This window comes from Amycolatopsis japonica (genome assembly GCF_000732925.1).
Lineage (GTDB): Bacteria > Actinomycetota > Actinomycetes > Mycobacteriales > Pseudonocardiaceae > Amycolatopsis > Amycolatopsis japonica.
In genome coordinates this window covers 6,243,525-6,264,532 of record NZ_CP008953.1, presented here as the reverse complement: position 1 = coordinate 6,264,532, position 21,008 = coordinate 6,243,525, and the positions used below count along the sequence as shown (strand labels likewise).

The following is a 21,008-nucleotide window of genomic DNA, read 5'->3' as shown; positions in this document are numbered from 1 at the left end:
GCTGCCGTGTCGGTCGCCGTAGTCACGGATTCCACCGCCCACCTGCCGGAAGGCTTCGCCGAACGGAACGGGATCCGGGTGGTCCCGTTGCATGTCCTCGTGGACGGCGTCGTCTTCCTCGACGGCGTCGAGATGGGGCCCGCGGCCCTGGCCGAGGCGCTCGGCAAACGCAGCCTGGTGACGACCTCCCGGCCGACACCCGCCGAGTTCGTCAAGGAGTTCCGGGCGGCGCTGGCCGAGGGCGCGGACGCCGTCGTGTCGGTCCACCTGTCCCGGGAGCTGTCGGGGACCTGGGAGGCGGCGGTACTCGCGGCCCAGGAGGTCGGACCGGACAAGGTGCGCGTGGTCGATTCGCGCAGCACCGCGATGGGGCTCGGGTTCGCCGCGTTGCGCGCGGCGGGCGCCGCCGCGGACGGAGCGGATCCGGCCGAGGTGGAGGCGGCCGCGGTCGACGCGGTGAGCCGCTCGGAGACCCTGTTCGCCGTCGAGACCCTGGAATACCTGCGCCGCGGCGGACGGATCGGCCCCGCGGCCGCCCTGCTCGGCACGGCGCTCGCGGTGAAACCGGTACTCCACATGTCCGAAGGCCGGATCCAGCCTCTGGAAAAGGTGCGGACGATGAATCGCGCGGTGGCGCGGCTGGTCGAACTCGCCGTCAAGGCGGCCGAAGGCGGGCTCGCCGACATCGCCGTCCACCACCTGGCTTCGCCCGAGCGCGCCGTCGAGCTGGCCAACCGGCTCGAGGAGTCGATCGACTGCCCGGAAGGGTGCGTGGTCTCGGAAATCGGCGCCGTCATCGGGGCCCACACCGGACCCGGTGTGCTCGGTGTGGTGATCCAGCGAGCGGGTTAGGGAAACCCGCCAGCGTCCCATACGGTCCCGACGGAAAACGGTGATCCGGCCTCGGCCGCGGCCGAGTTGTCCACAACACCCCACTTGTCCACAGCCTCGGGATTCTCCACTGCCGCCCGCCGTCCCCGCTCCGTAGCGTCGTTCACGTGTTCGACCAAACCGCCCGGTCACCGGGTCCCTCCGTCAACGCCAGGCTGGCGTGGCTGGCCGCGCAGCTGTCGTCGCCCACCCAGGGCCCGCCCGCGGGCAGGCTCGTACGCCGCTGGGTGCCAGCCCGGTTCACGGCGGACGGGATTCCGGTGAACCGGCGGTGGTTCGCCGTGGTGGCCGTGCTGATCGCGGTGGCCGTGATCGTGGCCGGAGCGATCGCCTTGTTCGGACACCGGCCAGGGGCGGAGACCGTGCCGCCCCTGCCGTCGGCGAAGGCCGCCGGAGACGTCCCCGCCGCGGCGGGCAAGGCGCCTCTGGTGGTCAGCGTCGTCGGCCGGGTACTCAGACCCGGCCTGGTCACGATCCCTCCGGGTGCACGGGTCGCCGATGCTCTCACGGCGGCCGGTGGGGCACAGCCCGGAACGGATCTGACCGGAGTGAATCTGGCCCGGCGGCTCACCGACGGTGAGCAGGTGGCCGTCGGTGTCGCCGTTCCGGCCGCGGCCGGAACGGCGGCACCGGCGGGGAAGCTCGACCTGAACACGGCCACGGCCGAGCAACTCGACACGCTGCCCGGGGTCGGCGAGGTGATGGCGAAACGCATCATCGACTGGCGGTCCGGGCACGGCGGGTTCACCACCGTCGAGCAACTCCGTGACGTAGAAGGGATCGGCGAAAGCAAGTATCGAAAATTCCGGGAATTGGTGTCCGTCGGATGAACCCGTCCGCCGATCCGTCCGAAGTGGACACCGCGTCGTGGCGAGGCCAGGACCTGCGGCTGTTACCGGCCGCGGCGACGGCCTGGCTCGGCACTCTTTCCGGACTTCTCGCCGGCTGGTGGATCACGATGCTCTGCGGTGCGGCCGCCGTGGTGCTCGCGATCGTCGCCGGTGTCCGTGCCCGCCGGACGGCGTCCCGGTGGGTGGCGGGCCTGGGTGCCCTGGCGGTCCTCGGCGTGCTCACCGCCGGCCCGGTGGCGCTGCGGATCCGGGCCGCCGAGCACGACGACCTCCGTGCCGCCGCCGCACGGGGGAGCGACGCCACCACGAGGGTGGTGGTCACCGAGCGGCCACGTCCGGTCCGCGGTGCCGGATACGCCGATCGCCGGGCGGGCACCCGCCTGGTGGTCGTCGCCGCGACGGTGGACGCCGCGGTGACGGGTGAGCGGGCGGTGGATTCGGCCGGCCGGATCCTCCTGCTCGCTCCCGCCGAGGGGTGGAAGGACCTGCTGCCCGGGCAGCAGGTCACCGCCTCCGGGCGGCTCGCGCCGGCGAAGGGGGCCGAATTGACTGTCGCGGTCCTCTCGGTGCGAGGCCCGCCGTCGGACGCCGGACCGGCGCCCTGGTGGCAGCGAGCCGCGGAATCGCTGCGCACCGGGCTCCGGGAGCTTTGCGCCGTCCTCCCGGAGGAAGAGGCCGGTCTCGTGCCCGGACTGGTCGTGGGGGACACGAGCACGCTCTCCCCGAGGGTGGAACACGAGTTCACCGACTCCGGCATGTCCCACCTGATGGCCGTGAGCGGTGGGAACGTGGCGATCGTCTGCGGCTCGATCCTCCTGCTGCTGAGAGTGCTCCGGGTCGGGCCGCGGACTTCCGCCACCGCGGCCGCCGTGGGGCTGGCCGGGTTCGTGGTCCTCGCCGGGCCCGCGCCCAGCGTGCTCCGCGCCGGGGTGATGGGGGCGGTCGGGCTGCTGGCGCTGGCACTGGGGCGCAGGGGTTCGGCGCTGCCCGCGCTGGCGTTCGCGGTGGCCGGGCTCGTGGTGGCGGATCCGGCGATGGCCGCCGACTTCGGGTTCGCGCTTTCGGTGCTCGCCACGGCCGGGCTCGTACTGCTGGCGCCGAAATGGGCGGAGTGGCTGGTCGGACGCGGTGTTCCGGCCGGCTACGCCGAGGGCCTGGCCATCCCGCTGGCCGCGTTCGTGATGACGGCGCCGGTCATCGCGGGCATGGCGGGATCGGTCAGTCTCGTCTCGGTGCTGACCAACGTGCTCGCCGCACCGGTGGTCGCCCCGGCCACCGTGTTCGGCGTGCTCGCCACCGCCGTCGGACCGTGGTGGCCGTCGGCGGGCCGGCTGCTGGTCCGGTTGACCGAACCCGAGGCGAGCTGGCTCATCACCGTGGCCCGCCACGGCGCCCGGGCCCCGGGAGCCGTCGTGGACTGGCCGGATGGCTGGTGGGGCGGGCTTTTGGCGGCCGGACTGCTCGCCGTGCTGCTCGTCGTCATCCGGTTGCGGCACGGCCGGATCCTGCTGGCGATCGCGTTGGCCACCGGGCTGGTCGTCTTCGTACCGGTGCGGGTGCTGGCACCGGCGTGGCCACCGCCGGCATGGAACGCCGTCGCCTGTGACGTCGGACAGGGCGATGCCGTCGTCCTCGCCACAGGTGAGCAGGGCAGGGCGGTCCTGGTCGACACCGGGCCGGAACCGGGACCGGTGGACGAATGCCTGAGCAGGCTCGGCGTGGACCGCGTGCCGCTGATCGTGCTGAGTCATCTGCACGCCGACCACATCGGCGGTCTCGGATCCGTCTTCGAGGGCCGGTCGATCGGAGCGGTCGCCGTCGGCCCGGGACGGGCCCCGGCCTGGGCGTGGCAGCAGGTCGCGGACGAGACGGCGCGGCGCGGAATTCCCTTGCTGGAGCTGGAGATCGGACAACGGCTGGAATGGCAGGCGTTGTCACTCGACGTGCTGGGGCCGCGCTATGTCACCCGGCGCTCGGTCCGTGAACAGGATGGCACGGTGATCAACAACGGTTCGGTCGTCCTGCGCGCCGGGACCCCGGCGGGCCGGTTGCTGCTGACAGGCGACATCGAGCTCGCCGCGCAGTCCGACCTGATGGCCGAGGGTGCCGATCTGCGTGCCGAGATCTTGAAGGTCCCGCATCACGGAAGTCGTTACACGGCACCGGATTTCCTCAACGCCGTCGCACCGCGGGCCGCATTGGTGAGCGTCGGTGCCGGAAACACCTACGGTCATCCGAACAAGTCCACTTTGGACAGTCTGGTGGCCGTCGGCGCGGCGGTCGCCAGGACGGACACGGACGGCGACACCGCGGTGGTCGCGGACGGGCGAGGCCTCGCCCTGGTACGCCGGGGTGAGCCCCGCGGCCCGCCTCGTTCCTGAGGCGGGCCGCGCGAAACTCAGATGCCCGAGCTTTTAGATACCCAGAGCTTCGCGGACCGCGTCGGCCGAGGCGCTGACGGTGGCCTTCGGGCCGATCTTGTCCTCGACGGCGTCGAGGGTCTTGAGGCCGTCGCCGGTGATCAGCAGGACGATCTCCTCGTCCGGGTTGAGCTTGCCGGTCTCGATGAGCTTCTTGGCCGTCGCGACGGTCACGCCGCCCGCGGTCTCGGTGAAGATGCCCTCGGTGCGGGCGAGCAGCCGAATGCCCTCGACGACCTCTTCGTCAGTGACGTCTTCGATCGCGCCACCGGTGCGGTTGACCACGTCGAGGACGTAGGGACCGTCTGCGGGGTTCCCGATCGCCAGCGACCGGGCGATCGTGTCCGGCTTGACCGGCTGGACGACGTCGTGCCCGGCGCGGAAGGCCGCCGAGACGGGGGAGCAGCCGGTGGCCTGCGCGCCGAACACCTTGTACGGCGTCTCGTCGACGAGGCCGAGCTGACCGAACTCGCGGAAACCCTTGTCCACCTTGGTGAGCTGGGAACCGGAGGCGATCGGCACCACGATCTGGGAGGGAAGCCGCCAGCCGAGCTGTTCGGCGACCTCGAAGGCCAGCGTCTTGGAACCTTCCGAGTAGTAGGGCCGGACGTTCACATTGACGAACGCCCAGCTCTCCTGCTCGGCGGCGAGCTGGGTGGCGAGCCGGTTCACGTCGTCGTAGTTGCCGTCGACCGCGATCAGGTCACCGTCGTACACGGCGGTGGTGAGGATCTTGGCGCGTTCGAGGGTCTTCGGGATCAGGACGACCGACCGCCAGCCCGCGCGGGCCGCCGCGGCGGCGACGGCGTTGGCCAGGTTGCCGGTCGACGGACAGGCCAGCACGTCGAACCCGAATTCGCGGGCGGCGGCCAGCGCGACGGCGACCACGCGGTCCTTGAACGAGTGGGTGGGGTTCCCGGTGTCGTCCTTGACCCAGACCTTCTTGACGCCCAAGGCTTTCGCGAGCCTGTCGGCCTGGATGAGCCGGGTGGCGCCGGGTTCGGTGTTGGGGATCTCTTCGACGTTCGACGGAACGGGAAGGAGCTTCTTGTAGCGCCAGATGTTCTTCGGCCCGGCTTCGATGTCCTCGCGGCGCACGCGGCCGAAGTCGTAGGCGACCTCGAGCGGCGAGAAGTCCTCGGCGGAAACGAATTCGGGGGCGAGCGGCTGCCGGTGTCCCTCTTCCTTCGACACCAGTTCGACGGCCGGTCCGAGATCCGGGGTCTTGGTGGTGGAGGTCGTGCCGAGGGTTGCGGTCATCGCGAGGTTCCTTTCCTCATCTGCCCCGCCGGTGGCGGGCCGGAATTGGCACCGTGTTCGTCAGCTATCCCGCGATCGCGGGATGACAGGCTGACGCCGGTTGCCGGGGCTTCATCGGGCCGTTCCCTCTGCCCCTCTGGATGAGCGGTATTCGATTGTCGGCACGCGTGTCATCGCGTCGCCTCGCCAACACCGTACGACATGAGCCTCAGGTGGGGCCACCGTGCCCGGAACACATCACCGGACAAAGCACACGAGAGGAGGAGTGGCAGGATCGTCACCGTGACGACGCAAGCTTCCGCCCCATCGCCGCTGGTCCTGGTTCTCGGTGAGGAAGAGCTGCTGATCGAACGTGCGGTCCGCAGTGCTTCGGACGCGGCCAAAGCGGCCGACCCGACGGCGGATCTCACCCGGATCCGGGTGTCGGACCTCACAGTCCCGGCGCTCGCGGAAATGGTCAGCCCCTCGCTGTTCGCCGAGGGCAGGGTGATCGTCCTCGAATCCGCGCACGACATCTCGCAGGAACTCGCCGACGGGGTGATGGCCTACGTCAAGGCGCCCGCCGACGGCATCGTGCTCGTCGTCGTGCACAGCGGAGGCGGCCGGAGCAAGGCCGCGAAAGGGCTTCCAGCCGCCTTGAAGAAGGCGGGCGCGGAGGTAGTCGAGTGCCCGAAGCTGACCAAGGCCGCCGAGCGGGAATCCTTTGTCCGCAACGAGGTCCGCCGGGTCGGCGGGAAGATCGACGGTGCGGCCGTGCTGGCGTTGATCGACGCCGTCGGCTCGGATCTGCGCGAGCTGTCGTCGGCGGCGACCCAGCTCGTCGCGGACGCCGGCGGGGCGGTCGACGAGCAGGCCGTCCGGCGCTACCACCGTGGCCGCGCGGACGTGAACGGTTTCGCCGTCGCCGAGAAGGCCGTCGCCGGTGACAAGGCGGCGGCGCTGGAGTCGCTGCGCTGGGCGATGCAGCTGGGCGTACCGCATGTGCTGGTCGCGGACGCGCTCGCCGACGCCGTCCGCACGATCGCGCGGGTGTCCGGCGCCGGTCGCGGGAACCCGAATCAGATGGCGGGCGAGCTGGGGATGCCGCCATGGAAGGTGCGCAAGGCGCAGGGGCAGGCCCGCGGCTGGGGGCAGGACGGTCTGGCCACCGCGATGAGGGTGGTCGCCAGGCTCAACGCCGAGGTCAAGGGGGTGGCGGCCAATCCGGAGTACGCCTTGGAGCGGGCTGTCCTGGAGGTCGTCGACGCCCACGGCACAAGCCGCTGAGAACGGCGAAGGGCCCCGGCGACGTGAGTCGGCCGGGGCCCTTCGAAAGCCGATCAGAGAGAGTTCGCGCGCTTCGCGAGCGCGGACTTCTTGTTGGCGGCCTGGTTGGCGTGGATGACGCCCTTGGTCACGGCCTTGTCCAGCTTCTTGGCCGCGTCCTTCTGCAGCTCCAGGGCCTTGGCCTTGTCACCGGCGTCGGCGGCCTCGCGGAACTTGCGGATCGCGGTCTTCACCGAGGACCGGATCGCCTGGTTGCGCTGACGCGCCTTCTCGTTGGTGGTGATGCGCTTGATCTGCGACTTGATGTTGGCCACGGGGGCGCTCCTCTTGAATCTCTCGGTGGTTTCACCGCCGCGCTGTGACCGGCCCTGCGTGCTCGTGAGAGCGGCGCGGGTTTCCTCCATGACGGAATGCCACACGACGGTGAAGCGCAAGCTTAACAGCCGTCCCGGCGCGGCTCGCGCCAGCCTCGGGCGGGCTGCTTGCGGTACGGTGAAGATCGTAGTGCCTAGGGTTCCGCCGCCTGCCCGTTCAGCGAAACACACAATCAGGGCAGACGGGACCGGTCCGAGCGGCACCATCGGCGGAGCCGGAAGCACCGCCGTTCATCTGACGGGACAAAAGCCTGGAGGACCGGGTTTTCCGCATGCGCGGAAAACGTGAAAGGTCCGCTGTGAACGCCACCGCTCTGTCCTTCGTCGTCATCGCCGCCGTCATCCACGCGGGCTGGAACCTCGCCGCCAAGCGGATCCGCCGCGGCGGAGCCAGGTTCGTCTGGGCGTACTACAGCCTTTCCGCGATCCTGCTCGTCCCCGTCATGGCGGTCTCGCTGGCCGTGGAACCACAACGTCCACAGTGGACCTGGCTGTTCGCCGCCGTGGTCACCGCGGTGTTCCACGTCACGTACGGCATCGTCCTCCAACGGGGATACGCCGTCGGCGATCTGTCCGTCGTCTATCCCGTCGCCCGCGGTACCGGGCCGCTGATCTCGGTACTCGCCGCCGTCCTGCTGCTCGGCGAGCGGCCCGGAATCCTCGGCCTGGTGGGCGCGTTCCTCGTGGTCGCCGGTGTGCTGGTGATCGGGACCGGGCGGGCGCCGGCCCACGCCGACGCCGCCGACCGTGTCGCTCGCCGCAAAGGCCTGTTCTACGGCCTGCTGACCGGTCTCACGATCGCCGCCTACACGCTGTGGGACGCGCATTCGGTCACCGGTCTCGGTGTCCCGCCGATCGTGTACTTCGGAACCGGCGCGATCGTGCAGAGCCTGCTGATGGCGCCGTACGCGCTGAAGGACCGCGAGGAGATCTCGTGGCTCTGGCGCGAGCACAAGCGTGAGGTCGTCATCGTCGGCGTGTTCTCACCCGTCGCCTACCTCCTGGTGCTCTACGCCCTCCAGGTCGCCCCAGTGAGCCTCGTCGCGCCCGCGAGGGAGCTGAGCATCGTCTTGGGCGGCGTCGCCGCCTGGCTGGTCCTGGGGGAGGCGAACGCCGTCCGCCGGCTGGCCGGGTCGGTGGTGGTGCTGGCGGGTATCGCCGCGATTGCGATGGCCTGAACCCATCCGGTAGGGATTGAGCCATGGACGTGCTGAGCAGCAGGGTGCTGATCCACCCGAAGGACCTCGACGTGTCGACGGCGTTCTATCGGGACACCCTGGGCCTGGCCATCGACAAGGAGTTCCCCGGCGGGACGGTGTTCTTCGCCGGGAACGGGTCGATCGAGATCGTCGGTACCGGAGAGACCGGCCCGACCCCTGACGTCGCCTTGTGGCTCCAGGTCCGGGACCTGGCCGCGGCGCTCCAGGAACTCGCGGAGAAGGGCTTGGAGCCGGTTCGCGGCGCGCGGCGCGAGCCCTGGGGGCTGGACGAGGCGTGGATCGCCGACCCGGACGGCACCAGGATCGTGCTGGTCGAAGTGCCGCGTGAGCACCCGCTGCGCACTGATCCGCGCTAGGCGAGGGGCTTGATCGCGCGCAGCTGAGCGGCGAGGGAGGCGCCGAAGCCCGGGGGGTCCCAGGTCCAGGTCTGCAGATCGACGAAGCCGGCGGCGGCCGCTTCGTCGGCCAGTTCGTGCCGGGACACCGGCAACCACTTCTCGTGCGACGAAAGCAGCAGCCTGCCGCCGGGGCGCAGCACCCGGAACAGTTCGGCGAACCCGGCCGCCCGGTCGTCCCACAGCTGCACGTTGTTGACGCTCAGGACCACGTCGACGCTGCCGTCGGGCTCACCGGTGGCGTCCGCGGTGCCCTGTCGCAGCTCCACCTTGTCGCCGCAGCGGCGGCGAGAGCGGGCGAGCATCTCCTGCGAGGGGTCGACGCCGATCGCCCGGCCCGCGCGTTCGGCCGTGGCCTGCAGGCCGATTCCCGGGCCGGGGCCCACGACCAGGGCGGTCTCGCCGGACTCGATCGACGCCAGCTCGACGACCCGAAGCTCGGTGGCGGCATTGCCGTGCGCCATCGCCCGCCCACCGAACCGGCCGAGCAGTCCGCGGGGATGGCCGAACGTTCGGTCGAGCATTTGGGACAGTGAAGTACTCATACTTCGAGGGCACCACAGCTCATCACGGGCCGCATCGGGGATGACCCCCACTCGCACCCGGAGCGGCATGGGACCATAGAGGTGGCACACCCCGACCTTCGCGAGGAAACCCGTTGACGACGTTCGCCGACACGACCTTCACGCCCCCGGAGCTCATCCGGAACTTCTGCATCATCGCGCACATCGACCACGGCAAGTCGACCCTGGCCGACCGCATGCTGCAGCTCACCGGCGTGGTCGAGGAGCGGGCCATGCGCGCTCAGTACCTCGACCGCATGGACATCGAACGGGAACGCGGGATCACCATCAAGGCGCAGAACGTGCGCCTGCCGTGGAAGGTCGACGGCCAGGACCACGTCCTGCACCTGATCGACACCCCCGGCCACGTGGACTTCACCTACGAGGTCTCCCGGGCCTTGGAGGCCTGTGAAGGGGCGATTCTGCTGGTCGACGCCGCGCAGGGGATCGAGGCGCAGACGCTGGCGAACCTCTACCTGGCGCTCGAGAAGAACCTGCACATCATCCCGGTGCTGAACAAGATCGACCTGCCGTCGGCCGATCCGGACAAGTACGCGGCCGAGCTGGCGCACATCATCGGCTGCGAGCCTTCGGACGTGCTCCGCGTGTCGGCGAAGACCGGCATGGGCGTGACCGAGCTGCTGGACGAATGCGTCAAACAGGTGCCACCGCCGGTCGGTGACGCGGACGCGCCCGCTCGCGCGATGATCTTCGACTCGGTCTACGACACCTACCGGGGCGTCGTGACCTACATCAGGGTCGTCGACGGCAAGATCACGCCGCGCGAGCGGATCAAGATGATGTCCACCGGCGCCACCCACGAACTCCTCGAGGTCGGGATCATCTCGCCGGAGCCCAAGGCGAGCAAGGGGCTCGGGGTCGGCGAGGTGGGATACCTCATCACCGGGGTGAAGGACGTCCGTCAGTCGAAGGTCGGCGACACCGTCACCTCCGAGCGCAAGGGCGCCGAGCAGCCGCTCGCGGGCTACCGCGAGCCGAAGCCCATGGTCTACTCCGGCCTCTACCCGGTCGACGGCTCGGACTACCCCGAACTGCGCGAGGCACTGGACAAGCTTCAGCTCAACGACGCCGCGCTCGCCTACGAGCCGGAGACCTCCGTGGCGCTCGGGTTCGGGTTCCGCTGCGGCTTCCTCGGCCTGCTGCACCTGGAGATCACGCGAGACCGGCTCGAGCGCGAATTCGGCCTCGACCTGATCTCGACCGCGCCGAACGTCATCTACAACGTCGTGCTCGAGGACAAGAGCGAGGTCGTGGTGACGAACCCCTCGGACTGGCCGTCCGGGATGAAGATCTCCGAGGTCCACGAGCCGGTTTCCAAGGTGAGCATCCTGGCGCCGTCGGAGTTCGTCGGCACGATCATGGAGCTGTGCCAGGCCAAACGCGGCACGCTGCTGGGGATGGACTACCTCTCCGAGGACCGCGTCGAGCTGCGGTACAACATCCCGCTCGCGGAGATCATCTTCGACTTCTTCGACACGCTGAAGTCGCGTACGCGCGGCTACGCGTCGCTCGACTACGAAGAGGGCGGCGACCAGGTCGCGGATCTGGTCAAGGTCGACATCCTGCTGCAGGGGGAGACCGTCGACGCCTTCTCGGCGATCGTGCACAAGGACGCCGCGTACGGCTACGGAAACCGGATGGCGACGCGGCTGCGCGAGCTGATCCCGCGGCAGCAGTTCGAAGTGCCGATCCAGGCGGCCGTCGGGTCGCGGATCATCGCCCGCGAGACCATCCGCGCGATCCGCAAGGACGTGCTCGCGAAGTGTTACGGCGGTGACATCTCGCGTAAGCGCAAGCTGCTGGAAAAGCAGAAGGAAGGCAAGAAGCGGATGAAGACCGTCGGCAGGGTCGAGGTCCCGCAGGAGGCCTTCGTCGCGGCTCTGTCCACCGAGGACGCCGGCAGCAAGAAGAAGTAACCGATACTCGCGAAAGGCCGCCCGGATCACCGTCCGGGCGGCTTTTTCGTATCAACGGTTTCCGGAGACCCGGTTCGCGGTGACGAAGACGGCGACACGGCGTTCGGCGGCCATCACACGGTCGTACTCGTCCCAATCGTCGTGGGTCCCCGTCGCCGCGATGAAAACCTCGCGCAGCAGCTTGGGGAGACCGGTGGGGTCGAAGTCCGGGTCCGGGTCGTCCGGGCCGATGAGATGAGTGCTTCCCTGGACCGCCGCCCACTCCCAGCCATGCCGGAAGGTGATCGTGGCGTGGCCCGCCCGGCGGAACAGGTCGAGTTTCTTCACCCCGCCCATCGCCACGAAGGCGACTCCCGGTGCCTTGGTGACCGGGTCTTCGAAGACCCCGGCGTTCACCACCGAGGAGTGGACGGTGCCGTCCGCCCGGACCGTTGAGACGGTAGCGAGTCCGTTTTCACGCAAGGAAAGAGTGCGGACGAGTTCGAGGTCTGCGGCCATGGGACCACCGTAGTCCCGCTCGGTCGGTGAAGGGGCCGAGCGGGACTACGGGGCGGGGTCAGCAGGTGCCGTTGTCGCGCCAGACACCCCATTGGCCGGTCGTTCCGGGTTCTTCGCCTTGCGTCCACCACTGGGCCGTCCACTTGTGGCCGTTGTGGGAGACGGTCGCTCCACCGGTGTAGACCGAAGCACGGTCCCACGCGGGCAGCGTGCAGGTGCCGGGGTTGCCGGATCCGGTTTCCCAAGGCACCTGGCTCGACTTGTAGTAGTCGAGGCCCTGCGCCTGCCAGCGTGGCGCCTGCGCGCCGAGGCGCACCCGGAAGGTGTTCCAGTCGTGCGTCGACCACGGCGACCAGCCGAGTTCGGCGTGCGCCGGGAGCCGGGGGAAGGCGAGGTAGTCGATGTTCGCCGGGGTCACCACGGTTTCGGTCCACAGCGGGGATTCGACGCCGCGGACGGCGGATTCGGGCACACCGGAGAGGTACGCGCCCGGGTTCCAGTTGTAGGCGTCCTGGACCTCGATGTAGCCCGCCCACGAGAGCCCGATCGGCGTGCTGGAGTTGTACTTCATGTCCAGGTACGCCTTGTTCGCCGGAGACAGGATCACCTTGCTGCCGCGGGCGACGGCGTTGGAGACCTCCGTGCTGGACGTCGTCGTGCCCCAGAACTGCGGGGTCGCGGTGGCCGGCAGGGTGGCTTTGCCGATCTCGTGCCAGCCGACGACCTGCTTGCCCGCGGTGGCCACCATCGGCAGCACCCGGTTCATGAACGTGCGGTAGTCCGCGTCGCTGGTGGCCTGGGCCTCGTCTCCGCCGAGGTGGAAGTACGGTCCGGGCGTCAGCGCGGCGACCTCACGGATGACGTCGTTGACGAAGGTGTACGTGATGTCCTTCGAGATGCAGAGCGAGCTGTAGCCGACGGCGGTGTCGGTGCGCAGGGGAGGGGCGGTGTTGTTGCAGTTCAGCTCGGCGTACGACGCCAAGGCGGCGTTGGTGTGGCCCGGCATGTCGATCTCCGGGATGACCGTGATGAACCGCGAGGCCGCGTAGTTCACGATCTCCGTGTACTGCGCCTTGGTGTAGTAGCCGCCGGCGCCGCCACCGACCTGGGTGCTGCCGCCGTAGGTGGTCAGCCGCGGCCAGCTGTCGATTTGGATGCGCCAGCCCTGGTCGTCGGCGAGGTGCAGGTGCAGGTTGTTGATCTTGTACTGGGCCAGCTGGTCGATGTACCGCTTGACCGTGGCGACCGGGTGGAAGTGCCGGGCGACGTCGAGCATCGCGCCCCGGTAGCCGAAGCGGGGGTAGTCCAGGATGTTCGCGCCCGGGATCGTCCAAGGACCTTGCTGCACCGTGGGGCTTTCGATCTTGCCGGGCAGCAGCTGGCGCAGCGTCTGGACGCCGCCGAAGAGGCCTTGTGCCGTCGTCGCGCGCAGGATGACCGACGCGGACGTGGAGTTCAGCTGGTAGCCCTGGTCGCCGACGCGAGTGTCCGCACCGGACAGGAGGAGCGAGATGCCGTCGGCCGGTGTGCCCGACGGAGCGTCGGCGATGGGCAGGGGGAAGCCGGTGGACGTGCGGAAGATCCCGGCGAGGTACTCGCCGACGGCCTTGGCCTGCGCCGACCCGGCCTGGGTGTAGATCTTGGTGTTCGCGGTCAAGGCGTGGTCGGCGCCGGTGACCGCTTGGGCCGAGACCGGGACCGGGACGATCGCCTGCAGCGGCGGGGTGGCCGCGTCGGCGACCGGGGCGGCAGCGGTGGTGGCGCCGGCGAGCAGCGCCACCCCCACGAAGGCGCGACCGAGCCGCGCTCTCAAGGTCTTCACCGGGGCCTCCAAGGGGGACGAGGGCGTGACGCGCGTCACGGCCGTCCGATCGTCGCATTTTCGCCGTTAAAGGTCTAGACCACCACGAGCGAACCTTGGAGTGACTTGAACGTCACAATGCGTGTCACCACGAGGGGACTATCGTCGGAAACGTGTTCGAAGACCTGCGTTTCCCCCTGATCGCGGCCCCGATGGCGGGCGGGCCGACCACTCCCGAGCTCGTGGCCGCGGTGACCGCGGCGGGTGGATTCGGCTTCCTGGCCGGGGGCTATCTGAGCGCCGACGCCCTCTCGGACCGGATCGCCAAGACGGCCGAGCTGACCGCTGAACCGTTCGGCGTGAACCTCTTCGTATCGGGTGGCTCCGCCGCCGACGTGGAACTCGGTGCGCACATCGAGCGCTGGCGCGCGGAGGCCGAGCGCCTCGGCGTCGAGCCCGGCGAGCCGCGCTGGGACGACGACGCCTATGCCGCGAAGCTCGAGGTCGTCTTGGCGCGGAAGGTGCCGGTCGTTTCCTTCACCTTCGGCACGCCTTCGGCCGAGGACGTCGAACGCTTGCACGCCAACGGGAGCAAGGTGGCCGTTACGGTCACCAGCCCGGCGGAGGCCGATCGGGCCGTGGCCGTCGGCGCGGACGCGCTCGTGGTCCAGGGATTCGAGGCCGGAGCGCATCGAGGGCTTTTCGCCGACGAGCCCGGAGCCGAAGGCGGGGGTGCGCAGTATGGGGTCCTGAGCCTGCTCAGGCTGGTCTCGGCGCGGACGGATCTGCCGCTCGTCGCGACCGGCGGGCTTGTGCACGGCGCCGACATCGCGGCGGTGCTGGCGGCGGGGGCCGTCGCGGCACAGCTGGGCACCGCGTTCCTGCGGGCGGACGAGGCCGGGACCCAGCCCGCGCATCGTCAGGCGCTGGCGGACGGGGGCAGGCCGACGGCGTTCACCCGGGCGTTCAGCGGACGTCCCGCCCGGTCACTGGTCAATCGCGCGGTCGCGGATTTCTCGGCCACCGCGCCGTCGGCGTATCCGGAGGTCAACAACCTGACCAAGCCGATCCGGGCGGCGGCGGGCAAGGCGGGCGACCCCGAGATCATGTCCCTCTACGCGGGGCAGACCTATGAACTCGCGGGCTCCGGCCCGGCGGCGTCGATAGTCGAACGCCTCCAGACCGAAGCCCGCGAAGCCGCTACGCGGTTGAGTCGTCTCCGCTGACCTGCTTCGCGTCGCCGTTGTTCGCGTTCATCACCGAGTGACGGCGGCTGTAGGCGAAGTAGATGATCAGGCCGATGCCGAACCAGACCGCGAACCGCAGCCAGGTCTCCGGGTTCAGGAACGTGATCAGCCAGATCGAGAAGACGACACCGATGATCGGCACGATCGGCATGCCCGGCGTCTTGAACGTGCGCGGCAGGTCCGGCTGCTTGTAGCGCAGCACGATCACCGCGATGCAGACGACGACGAACGCGAGCAGGATGCCGATGTTCGTCAGTTCCGCGGCCTCACCGATGGGCAGCAGACCGGCGATGACCGCCGACGCGATACCGAGCACCCAGGTCATCCGGCTCGGCACCTTGCGCACCGGGTGGGTCTTGCCGAACCACTTGGGCAGCAGGCCGTCGCGGCTCATCGAGTAGCCGACGCGGCTCGCGCCCATGAGGAAGGTGAACAGCACCGTGGTGATACCGATGATCGCGCCCACGGCGATGATCAGGCCGAGCCACTTCATCCCGAGGCCCGCGAAGGCGCTGGAGAAGGCGGCCTCGCTGTCGATGTCCTTGTAGTTGACCATGCCGGTCAGGACCAGGCAGGCCAGCACGTAGAGCACCATCGAGATGGCGAGCGAGTAGATGATCGCCTTCGGCATGTGCTTCTGGGAGTCGGTCGATTCCTCGGCCGCGGTGGACATGGCGTCGTATCCGAAGACCGCGAAGAACACCGTCGCCGCTCCGGTGAACGCGCCGCTGAGGCCGAACGGGAAGAAGTTCGAGTAGTTGTCGGTGTTGATGTGGAAGACACCGACGACGATCACCAGCAGGACCAGGCCGACCTTCAGGTAGACCAGCAGCGTTTCGAACCGGGCCGCGTTCTTCATGCCCTGGTTGAGGATGAAGGCGATCAGCAGGCACAGCAGCACGGCGAACAGGTTGATCTTGTAGGAGCCCGGTTCGACACCGGCTTTTTCGGTGCCCGGAGCACCCAGCATCCAGGTCGGCAGCTCGATGTTCAGGTAACCCAGTAGCTCGTTGAAGTAACCGGAGATGCCGATCGCGACCACCGCCACGATCGCGGTGTACTCCAGCAGGAGGTCCCAGCCGATGAACCAGCCGACGATCTCGCCCAGCACGGTGTAGCCGTAGGTGTAGGCCGACCCGGCGCGGGGGATCAGCCCGGCGAACTCGGCGTAGGAGAACGCGGCGGCGGCGCTGGCGATACCCGCGATGAGGAACGAGATGAGCACGGCCGGGCCCGCCGTCTTGTTCGCGACCGCGCCGGCCAGCGAGAAGATCCCCGCGCCGATGATGCCGCCGACGCCGATCGCGGTCAGCTGCCGCAGGCCCAGCGTGCGTTGGAGCCCTCCGCCTCCACTGAGTTCTTGGATCTGATCGATCGGTTTGCGGCGGAATATCCCGGATCCCGAGCCCAGGCTGCGCGGTGCGGACATCGTCGTCTCCCAACAGGTTGTGCCCTTCGGACTGGGTCACAGTCCGAAGGGCACCGTAGCGGGAGTCGGGACTTCGCACCTATCCGGCGACGGTGTCCTCGCTCACTTCGGCGGCCACGCGAGCGGCGATCTTCGACGGCCTGGAGGCGCCGGCGGAGAAGTAGGTGAGCAGCTCCGAGATCTCGACGGGGTCGTCCAGCTGCGGGCAATGGCCCCAGTCCTCGCGCACCATCAGCCTGCTGTGCGGGACCAGCGCGTGCAACTGCCGTCCGGAGGCGGCGCTGACCAGCTTGTCCTTGCCGCAGACGACCACCAGGAGCGGGACACGGATTTCTTCGAGGCGGTACGCGTTCGCCAGCTCTTCGACGAGCTGCCTCGCCTGTTCGAGCCTGGTGGTGGTGGAGCGGTAGTCCGGGAAAAGCGAGGTGAACCGGCGTACCTGGTCGGCGTCGGCGGCGGCCGAGTCGGCGTACAGGAGCCGGGGGACGACCTGCTCGGCGACGGCACGCACGAGGAAGCCGGGGATCGGCAGCGGCAGGGCCGAGTACATCCGCAGCGGCAGCGGGTACCGGGCCACGGTGCGGATGAGCCAGCTGTCCACGAAACCGGGCGCGGCGATCGACACCACGCCGGCGACCGGCAGCCGGTGGTTCTCCGCGGCACGCAGGCTCATCGTGCCGCCGAGCGAGTTGCCGGCGAGGACCACCGTGCCGAGTACGGCCTGCTCCTTGACCACGGCCGCGGTGAACGCGTCCAGCTGCGGCAGCATCGGGCCCGGCCGCAGTGGCTGAGCGTCACCGAATCCGGGCAGATCGACCGCGACCGCCGGAACACCGGCGGCCGCGAGCAGCTCCAGAACCGGGCGCCAGGTGTCGGCGCTGTCGCAGTAGCCGTGCAGCAGCACCAGCCTCGGCGCGGTCGGCTTGACCTGCCCGCGCGCCGTGGCCCGTTTGCCGAGCATCCGCCGAGGGGTGCGGTCGGTGGATTCCACCGGCTGCGGCCCGACTTCGAGCACTCTGGTGCGGACACCGGCGTAGCGCCGGAACGAGACGCGGATCGGGTCGGTGTCGGTGGTGGTCCGGCCCCCCGGGTCCGCCGGTTCGGGCCGCTGCGATGCGGTCATGGTTCCAGGCTAACCGCGAGAGGTCGGATTTTGGTCGAACTTTGGTCGTAAGAAGCTCGCCAAGTCATAACGTTCTTGACACTTGACAAGACCGCGAAATGGCTGTTTGACCTGCGCGGAACGCGCGGACGTGCGCTTGTGTGCGCGCTTGATCACGACGAGGGGGCGAACCCACCCCTCCGATCAATGCGTGAAGACCACCTTGCCGGAGGTTTCCCCGTCGAGCATGTTCTTAAACCCGGTTTCGGCTTCCGCGAACGGCAGTTCGGCACCGATCTGCGGGCGGACCCCGGTGAGCTCCAGGTAGGCGAGGAGATCGTTCAGTTCGTCCCTGGTCCCCATGGTCGAACCCGCGATGCGTAGTTGCAGAAAGAACACGCGCTGCAACTCCGCGTGAGCGTCGGGGCCGCTGGTCGAACCCGAGACGACGATGATGCCGCCCGGCTTCAGCGACTTCACCGAATGGGACCAGGTCGCCTTGCCGACGGTTTCGAAGACCGCGTCGACCCGCTCCGGCAGCCGCGCGCCGGACTCAAAGGTCTGATGTGCGCCCAGATTCTCGGCGAGCGCACGCTTCTCTTCGCTACGCCCGGTGACCCAGACCCGGAATCCGGCCGCACGCCCGAGCTGGATCAGCGCGGTCGAGACGCCGCCGGAGGCGCCCTGGACGAGCATCGTCTGTCCAGGCCGCAGCCCGGACTTCACGAACAGCATCCGGTACGCGGTCAGCCATGCCGTGCCCATCGTCGCGGCTTCCGCGAAGCTCAGGCTCGACGGCTTCGGAACGACATTGCGTGCGGGGACCACGACCTGCTCGGCGAAGGTGCCCTGGTGCTTCTCGGTGAGCAGGGTGCGCTTGGGGTCGAGGGTGTCGTCGCCCTGCCAGCCCGGGGCGTTGATCACCGAATGGACGACGACCTCGGTGCCGTCGTCGAGGGTGCCCGCGCCGTCACAGCCCAGGATCATCGGGAACTGCTCGGGTTTGATGCCGACGCCGCGCAACGTCCACAGGTCGTGCATGTTGAGGCTGGCGGCCTTGACGTTGACCCGCACCCAGCCTTCGGGGACCTCGGGTTCGGGCCGCTCGCCGATCACCAGCGAGTCCAGCGGCTTTTCGGCGTTGGGTTCGGAAGCGTAAACGGCGAACATGGCAGCAACTTACATGGCCTGACGGGTGACGGCACTGGATGCGAGCGTAGGCTCACACTGTGTTCAACGGGCTTGCGGACTGGTGGGACGGCGTCGAACTGTGGCTCGCGCAGGCCCCGTTCCCCGTGCAGTTCGTGCTGGTCATGGCGGTCGTGGTGCCGCTGTGCCTGGTCGCGGCCTGGGTGCTCGACACGGTCTTCGGAAAGGTCGCCCGGCGCTTCGGCACCGCCCGCGATGCGAACGACTCCGACCGGCCGTCCTAAGCTGGCACACCATGTTCAACCGTAGGCGGATCACCGCCGCCCTGATCGGCCTGATCGTGCTGGTGCTCGCAGGCTGGTTCGTCAAGGACGGCATCAGCGGTGACGACACGAAGAGCGCTCCGGCGAGTTCGTCCGCTTCGGCCGCGCCGTCGGGCGACGCCGCGGCGAAGGGCAAGGTCGCGGGTGAGGATTCGGGTCTCCCGGTCAAGCCGCTGACGAAGCTTCCTTCGCAGGCGTCCGACACCTGGAAGCTCATCCAAGCGGGCGGGCCGTACCCGTACCCGCGCAATGACGACGTCACTTTCCAGAACCGGGAGAAGGTCTTGCCCGCCAAGGGTTCCGGCTACTACCGGGAGTACACGGTGAAGACGCCGGGCAGCCAGGATCGCGGGGCGAGGCGGCTCGTGACCGGGAGCGGCAAGGAGCTGTACTACACCGAGGACCACTACAAGTCCTTCGTCGTAGTGGACCCCAGCCGATGAGCGCGGGCAAGGACGCGGCGGACAAGGCGTTCGCCCGCGGCGCGTATCCGCACCTGATCGACGGCGCGCGGACGGTCGACAAGGACTCGGCGCTCGACGCGATCGCGGAGGCGCTGTCGTTCCCGGACTACTTCGGGAAGAACCTCGACGCGCTCTACGACTGCCTCACCGACCTGTCCTGGCTCCCGCCCGGCGAGCACGTCCTGATCTGGGCCGGTTCCTCGGGGCTCCGGGAGCGTGATCCGAAGGCGTACCTGGCCGTCCGCAGCGTGCTTTCCGACGCGCAGCGGGCGCTGGGGCCGTCCGGCGATCGGACGGACTCCCGGCGCCTCACCGTCGTCCTGCCGGACTAGGACACGGCCTATGCCTCCGGCACCCAGTTCGGCTTGCGCTTCTGCGCGAAGGCCGTGATGCCCTCCTGGCCTTCTTCGCTCGCGAAGAACCCGGCGGACAGCTTGTTCATGGCTTCGAAGCCTTCGGCGGGTGTCGCCGGGCGCGGCTTGCTGAGCAGTTCCTTCGTCGCCGCGAGCGCCTTCGGGCCGCCGAGCGCGAGCGCCTTGACGTAGCGGGCGACCTCGTCGTCGAGTTCGTCGGCGGGGACGGCCGAGTTCAGCAGGCCGATCTCGACGGCGCGCTTCGCGTCGAAGGTGTCACCGGTCAGGAACAGCTCGTGCGCGGCGCGGGCGTTGAGCCGCGGCAGCACGGTGAGCGAGATGACGGCGGGGACGACGCCGATCCGCACCTCGGAGAAGGCGAAGGTCGCTTCGGGTACGGCGACGGCGATGTCGGTCGCTGCGACCATGCCGATCCCGCCGGCCCGTGCGGGGCCCGCGAGCCTCGCCACGACGGGCTTGGGACTGGTCCACAGCTGCTCGAGGATCTTCGGGAACTCGTTCACGCCCTGGGCGCCCGCACCGGCGCCGCGGGCCTCCTTGAGATCCATACCCGCGCAGAACACCGGACCGGTGTGGGTGAGCACGATGACCCGCACCGCGTCGTCCGCCTGTGCCTTGTCCAGCGATTCGCTCAGTTCACGCCGCAGCTGGGCGGAGAGCGCGTTGCGGTTGTGCGGGGAGTCCAAGGTGATCGTGGCGGTGCCGCCCACCACGTCGTAGTGCACCAGTTCGTCAGCCATGCCCCACCTTCGCACGGGCGAAGTCGGGCCGGGCAGTGGCCTGCGCCACCATCGTCACGACGGTGGCGCAGGCACGGGTCAGCCGATCGTCGTCGTGGTGAACGTCGGGCTCGGGTTCGGGAAACACGCCGTCGGGGCGGAGACGTCGAAACCGGCGCTGACCACGGCGGTGAACGTCAGACCCGGGTCGCTGTAGCTGGAACCGCCCAGTTTCGTCTCGATGGTGCCGGACGAGCCCGCGGTGAGATGCGCGGTCACGGTCGGCAGTTCGAACGTCGAGCCACCCGCGATCGGGCCGGGGAAGCTCAGCGTCGCGACGCTGCCGGACACGGTGATCTTCGGCGGGGTCGAGCCGATGCCGGAGCCGCCGGCGAGGTCGGCGCTCACCCAGGTCGAGTTCGCCGGGATCGGGATCTTCAGGGAGAAGTCCTTGATGTTCTTGACCTGGTAGCCGCTGACCTCGGCCGGGACGGTGTTGGGCGCCGGGTCGATGACGATGTCGAGCGCGGCACCGGGGGCGACCGTGGCCGGGGCGGTGACGTCCGCGTCCTGGTTCAGCTTGAGGTACTTGTTGCCGACGAGCGGCGGCTTCGCCTCGCAGTCGAAGACGACGGTGGTCGCCGCGGAAGCCGGCGCGGCCAGACCGGCGATCGGGACGAGTACGGCCGAAGCGCAGACGAGGGCACGGATGGCAGCCTTCATGT

General features: G+C 69.3%; 21 protein-coding genes and 1 riboswitch. Of the genes, 11 read left to right on the top strand and 10 right to left on the bottom strand.

Going from position 1 to position 21,008, the window contains the following annotated elements; genetic code table 11:
* Positions 1-6: 6 nt before the first annotated feature.
* From AJAP_RS29045 to AJAP_RS29035, 3 genes are all read left to right on the top strand, one after another.
* Positions 7-852: a DegV family protein gene (locus tag AJAP_RS29045; RefSeq protein WP_037342736.1), complete on the top strand. Its 846-nt coding sequence runs from the start codon at positions 7-9 to the stop codon at positions 850-852.
* Positions 853-998: 146 nt separating this feature from the next.
* A complete protein-coding gene (locus AJAP_RS29040; RefSeq protein ID WP_038517189.1) occupies positions 999-1,721 on the top strand; it encodes a ComEA family DNA-binding protein in 723 nt (240 codons plus the stop codon).
* Positions 1,718-4,123, top strand: coding sequence for a ComEC/Rec2 family competence protein (locus tag AJAP_RS29035; RefSeq protein ID WP_038517188.1), 2,406 nt, complete (start codon positions 1,718-1,720; stop codon positions 4,121-4,123). Before AJAP_RS29040 ends, AJAP_RS29035 begins: the two co-directional genes overlap by 4 nt.
* Before the next feature lie 33 nt (positions 4,124-4,156).
* Here the strand turns inward: AJAP_RS29035 and thrC are convergent, their stop codons facing one another.
* Positions 4,157-5,422, bottom strand: a complete 1,266-nt coding sequence (gene thrC, locus AJAP_RS29030) for a threonine synthase (RefSeq protein WP_005158594.1) — start codon at positions 5,420-5,422, stop codon at positions 4,157-4,159.
* Between the two features lie 13 nt (positions 5,423-5,435).
* Positions 5,436-5,569: riboswitch (SAM riboswitch) on the bottom strand.
* A 135-nt stretch (positions 5,570-5,704) separates the two neighbouring features.
* On the opposite strand from thrC, the gene holA reads away from it, so the two are divergent.
* Positions 5,705-6,688, top strand: coding sequence for a DNA polymerase III subunit delta (gene holA, locus AJAP_RS29025; RefSeq protein WP_016332404.1), 984 nt, complete (start codon positions 5,705-5,707; stop codon positions 6,686-6,688).
* Between the two features lie 53 nt (positions 6,689-6,741).
* Here the strand turns inward: holA and rpsT are convergent, their stop codons facing one another.
* Positions 6,742-7,002 (bottom strand): 30S ribosomal protein S20, encoded by a 261-nt coding sequence (rpsT, locus tag AJAP_RS29020; RefSeq protein WP_005158599.1) that lies wholly within the window; start codon positions 7,000-7,002, stop codon positions 6,742-6,744.
* 332 nt (positions 7,003-7,334) lie between these two features.
* Here rpsT and AJAP_RS29015 point away from each other — a divergent pair, with 332 nt between their 5' ends.
* Positions 7,335-8,240, top strand: a complete 906-nt coding sequence (locus AJAP_RS29015; protein WP_038517185.1) for an EamA family transporter — start codon at positions 7,335-7,337, stop codon at positions 8,238-8,240.
* A 23-nt stretch (positions 8,241-8,263) separates the two neighbouring features.
* Positions 8,264-8,638 (top strand): VOC family protein, encoded by a 375-nt coding sequence (locus tag AJAP_RS29010; RefSeq protein ID WP_038517183.1) that lies wholly within the window; start codon positions 8,264-8,266, stop codon positions 8,636-8,638.
* Here the strand turns inward: AJAP_RS29010 and AJAP_RS29005 are convergent.
* Positions 8,635-9,222, bottom strand: a complete 588-nt coding sequence (locus AJAP_RS29005) for a class I SAM-dependent methyltransferase (RefSeq protein WP_051972629.1) — start codon at positions 9,220-9,222, stop codon at positions 8,635-8,637. The two genes, AJAP_RS29010 and AJAP_RS29005, sit on opposite strands and share 4 nt — an antisense overlap.
* A gap of 113 nt (positions 9,223-9,335) precedes the next feature.
* On the opposite strand from AJAP_RS29005, the gene lepA reads away from it, so the two are divergent.
* Positions 9,336-11,177, top strand: coding sequence for a translation elongation factor 4 (lepA, locus tag AJAP_RS29000; RefSeq protein WP_038517181.1), 1,842 nt, complete (start codon positions 9,336-9,338; stop codon positions 11,175-11,177).
* 51 nt (positions 11,178-11,228) lie between these two features.
* On the opposite strand, the gene AJAP_RS28995 is transcribed toward lepA, so the two are convergent.
* On the bottom strand, positions 11,229-11,675 hold the full coding sequence (locus AJAP_RS28995; protein ID WP_038517179.1) for a pyridoxamine 5'-phosphate oxidase family protein: 447 nt from the start codon (positions 11,673-11,675) through the stop codon (positions 11,229-11,231).
* Positions 11,676-11,733: 58 nt separating this feature from the next.
* The gene (locus AJAP_RS28990; protein ID WP_038517177.1) at positions 11,734-13,497 is read right to left on the bottom strand and encodes a family 20 glycosylhydrolase; all 1,764 of its coding nucleotides are present in this window, start codon (positions 13,495-13,497) and stop codon (positions 11,734-11,736) included.
* 152 nt (positions 13,498-13,649) lie between these two features.
* On the opposite strand from AJAP_RS28990, the gene AJAP_RS28985 reads away from it, so the two are divergent.
* The gene (locus AJAP_RS28985) at positions 13,650-14,702 is read left to right on the top strand and encodes an NAD(P)H-dependent flavin oxidoreductase (RefSeq protein WP_038517175.1); all 1,053 of its coding nucleotides are present in this window, start codon (positions 13,650-13,652) and stop codon (positions 14,700-14,702) included.
* Here the strand turns inward: AJAP_RS28985 and AJAP_RS28980 are convergent.
* The 3 genes from AJAP_RS28980 to AJAP_RS28970 all read right to left on the bottom strand — a co-directional run bounded on the left by AJAP_RS28980 (position 14,677) and on the right by AJAP_RS28970 (position 18,424).
* Positions 14,677-16,152, bottom strand: a complete 1,476-nt coding sequence (locus tag AJAP_RS28980) for an amino acid permease (protein ID WP_038517173.1) — start codon at positions 16,150-16,152, stop codon at positions 14,677-14,679. The genes AJAP_RS28985 and AJAP_RS28980 overlap by 26 nt on opposite strands.
* A gap of 79 nt (positions 16,153-16,231) precedes the next feature.
* Positions 16,232-17,275, bottom strand: a complete 1,044-nt coding sequence (locus AJAP_RS28975) for an alpha/beta hydrolase (RefSeq protein ID WP_038517170.1) — start codon at positions 17,273-17,275, stop codon at positions 16,232-16,234.
* Between the two features lie 183 nt (positions 17,276-17,458).
* The gene (locus AJAP_RS28970) at positions 17,459-18,424 is read right to left on the bottom strand and encodes a zinc-binding dehydrogenase (protein ID WP_038517167.1); all 966 of its coding nucleotides are present in this window, start codon (positions 18,422-18,424) and stop codon (positions 17,459-17,461) included.
* 59 nt (positions 18,425-18,483) lie between these two features.
* Between AJAP_RS28970 and AJAP_RS28965 the strand changes: the two genes are divergently transcribed.
* From AJAP_RS28965 to AJAP_RS28955, 3 genes are read left to right on the top strand one after another with little or no spacing between them, the layout of a single operon-like run.
* Positions 18,484-18,687, top strand: coding sequence for a CDP-alcohol phosphatidyltransferase family protein (locus tag AJAP_RS28965; protein ID WP_038517165.1), 204 nt, complete (start codon positions 18,484-18,486; stop codon positions 18,685-18,687).
* A gap of 11 nt (positions 18,688-18,698) precedes the next feature.
* A complete protein-coding gene (locus AJAP_RS28960; protein WP_038517162.1) occupies positions 18,699-19,169 on the top strand; it encodes a ribonuclease domain-containing protein in 471 nt (156 codons plus the stop codon).
* Entirely contained in the window at positions 19,166-19,522 is a 357-nt protein-coding gene (locus AJAP_RS28955; RefSeq protein WP_038517158.1) for a barstar family protein, read from the top strand. Before AJAP_RS28960 ends, AJAP_RS28955 begins: the two co-directional genes overlap by 4 nt.
* Positions 19,523-19,530: 8 nt before the next feature.
* On the opposite strand, the gene AJAP_RS28950 is transcribed toward AJAP_RS28955, so the two are convergent.
* Positions 19,531-20,304, bottom strand: coding sequence for an enoyl-CoA hydratase family protein (locus tag AJAP_RS28950; protein ID WP_016332418.1), 774 nt, complete (start codon positions 20,302-20,304; stop codon positions 19,531-19,533).
* Between the two features lie 78 nt (positions 20,305-20,382).
* Positions 20,383-21,006, bottom strand: coding sequence for a hypothetical protein (locus AJAP_RS28945; RefSeq protein WP_038517155.1), 624 nt, complete (start codon positions 21,004-21,006; stop codon positions 20,383-20,385).
* Between the last annotated feature and the right edge of the window lie 2 nt (positions 21,007-21,008).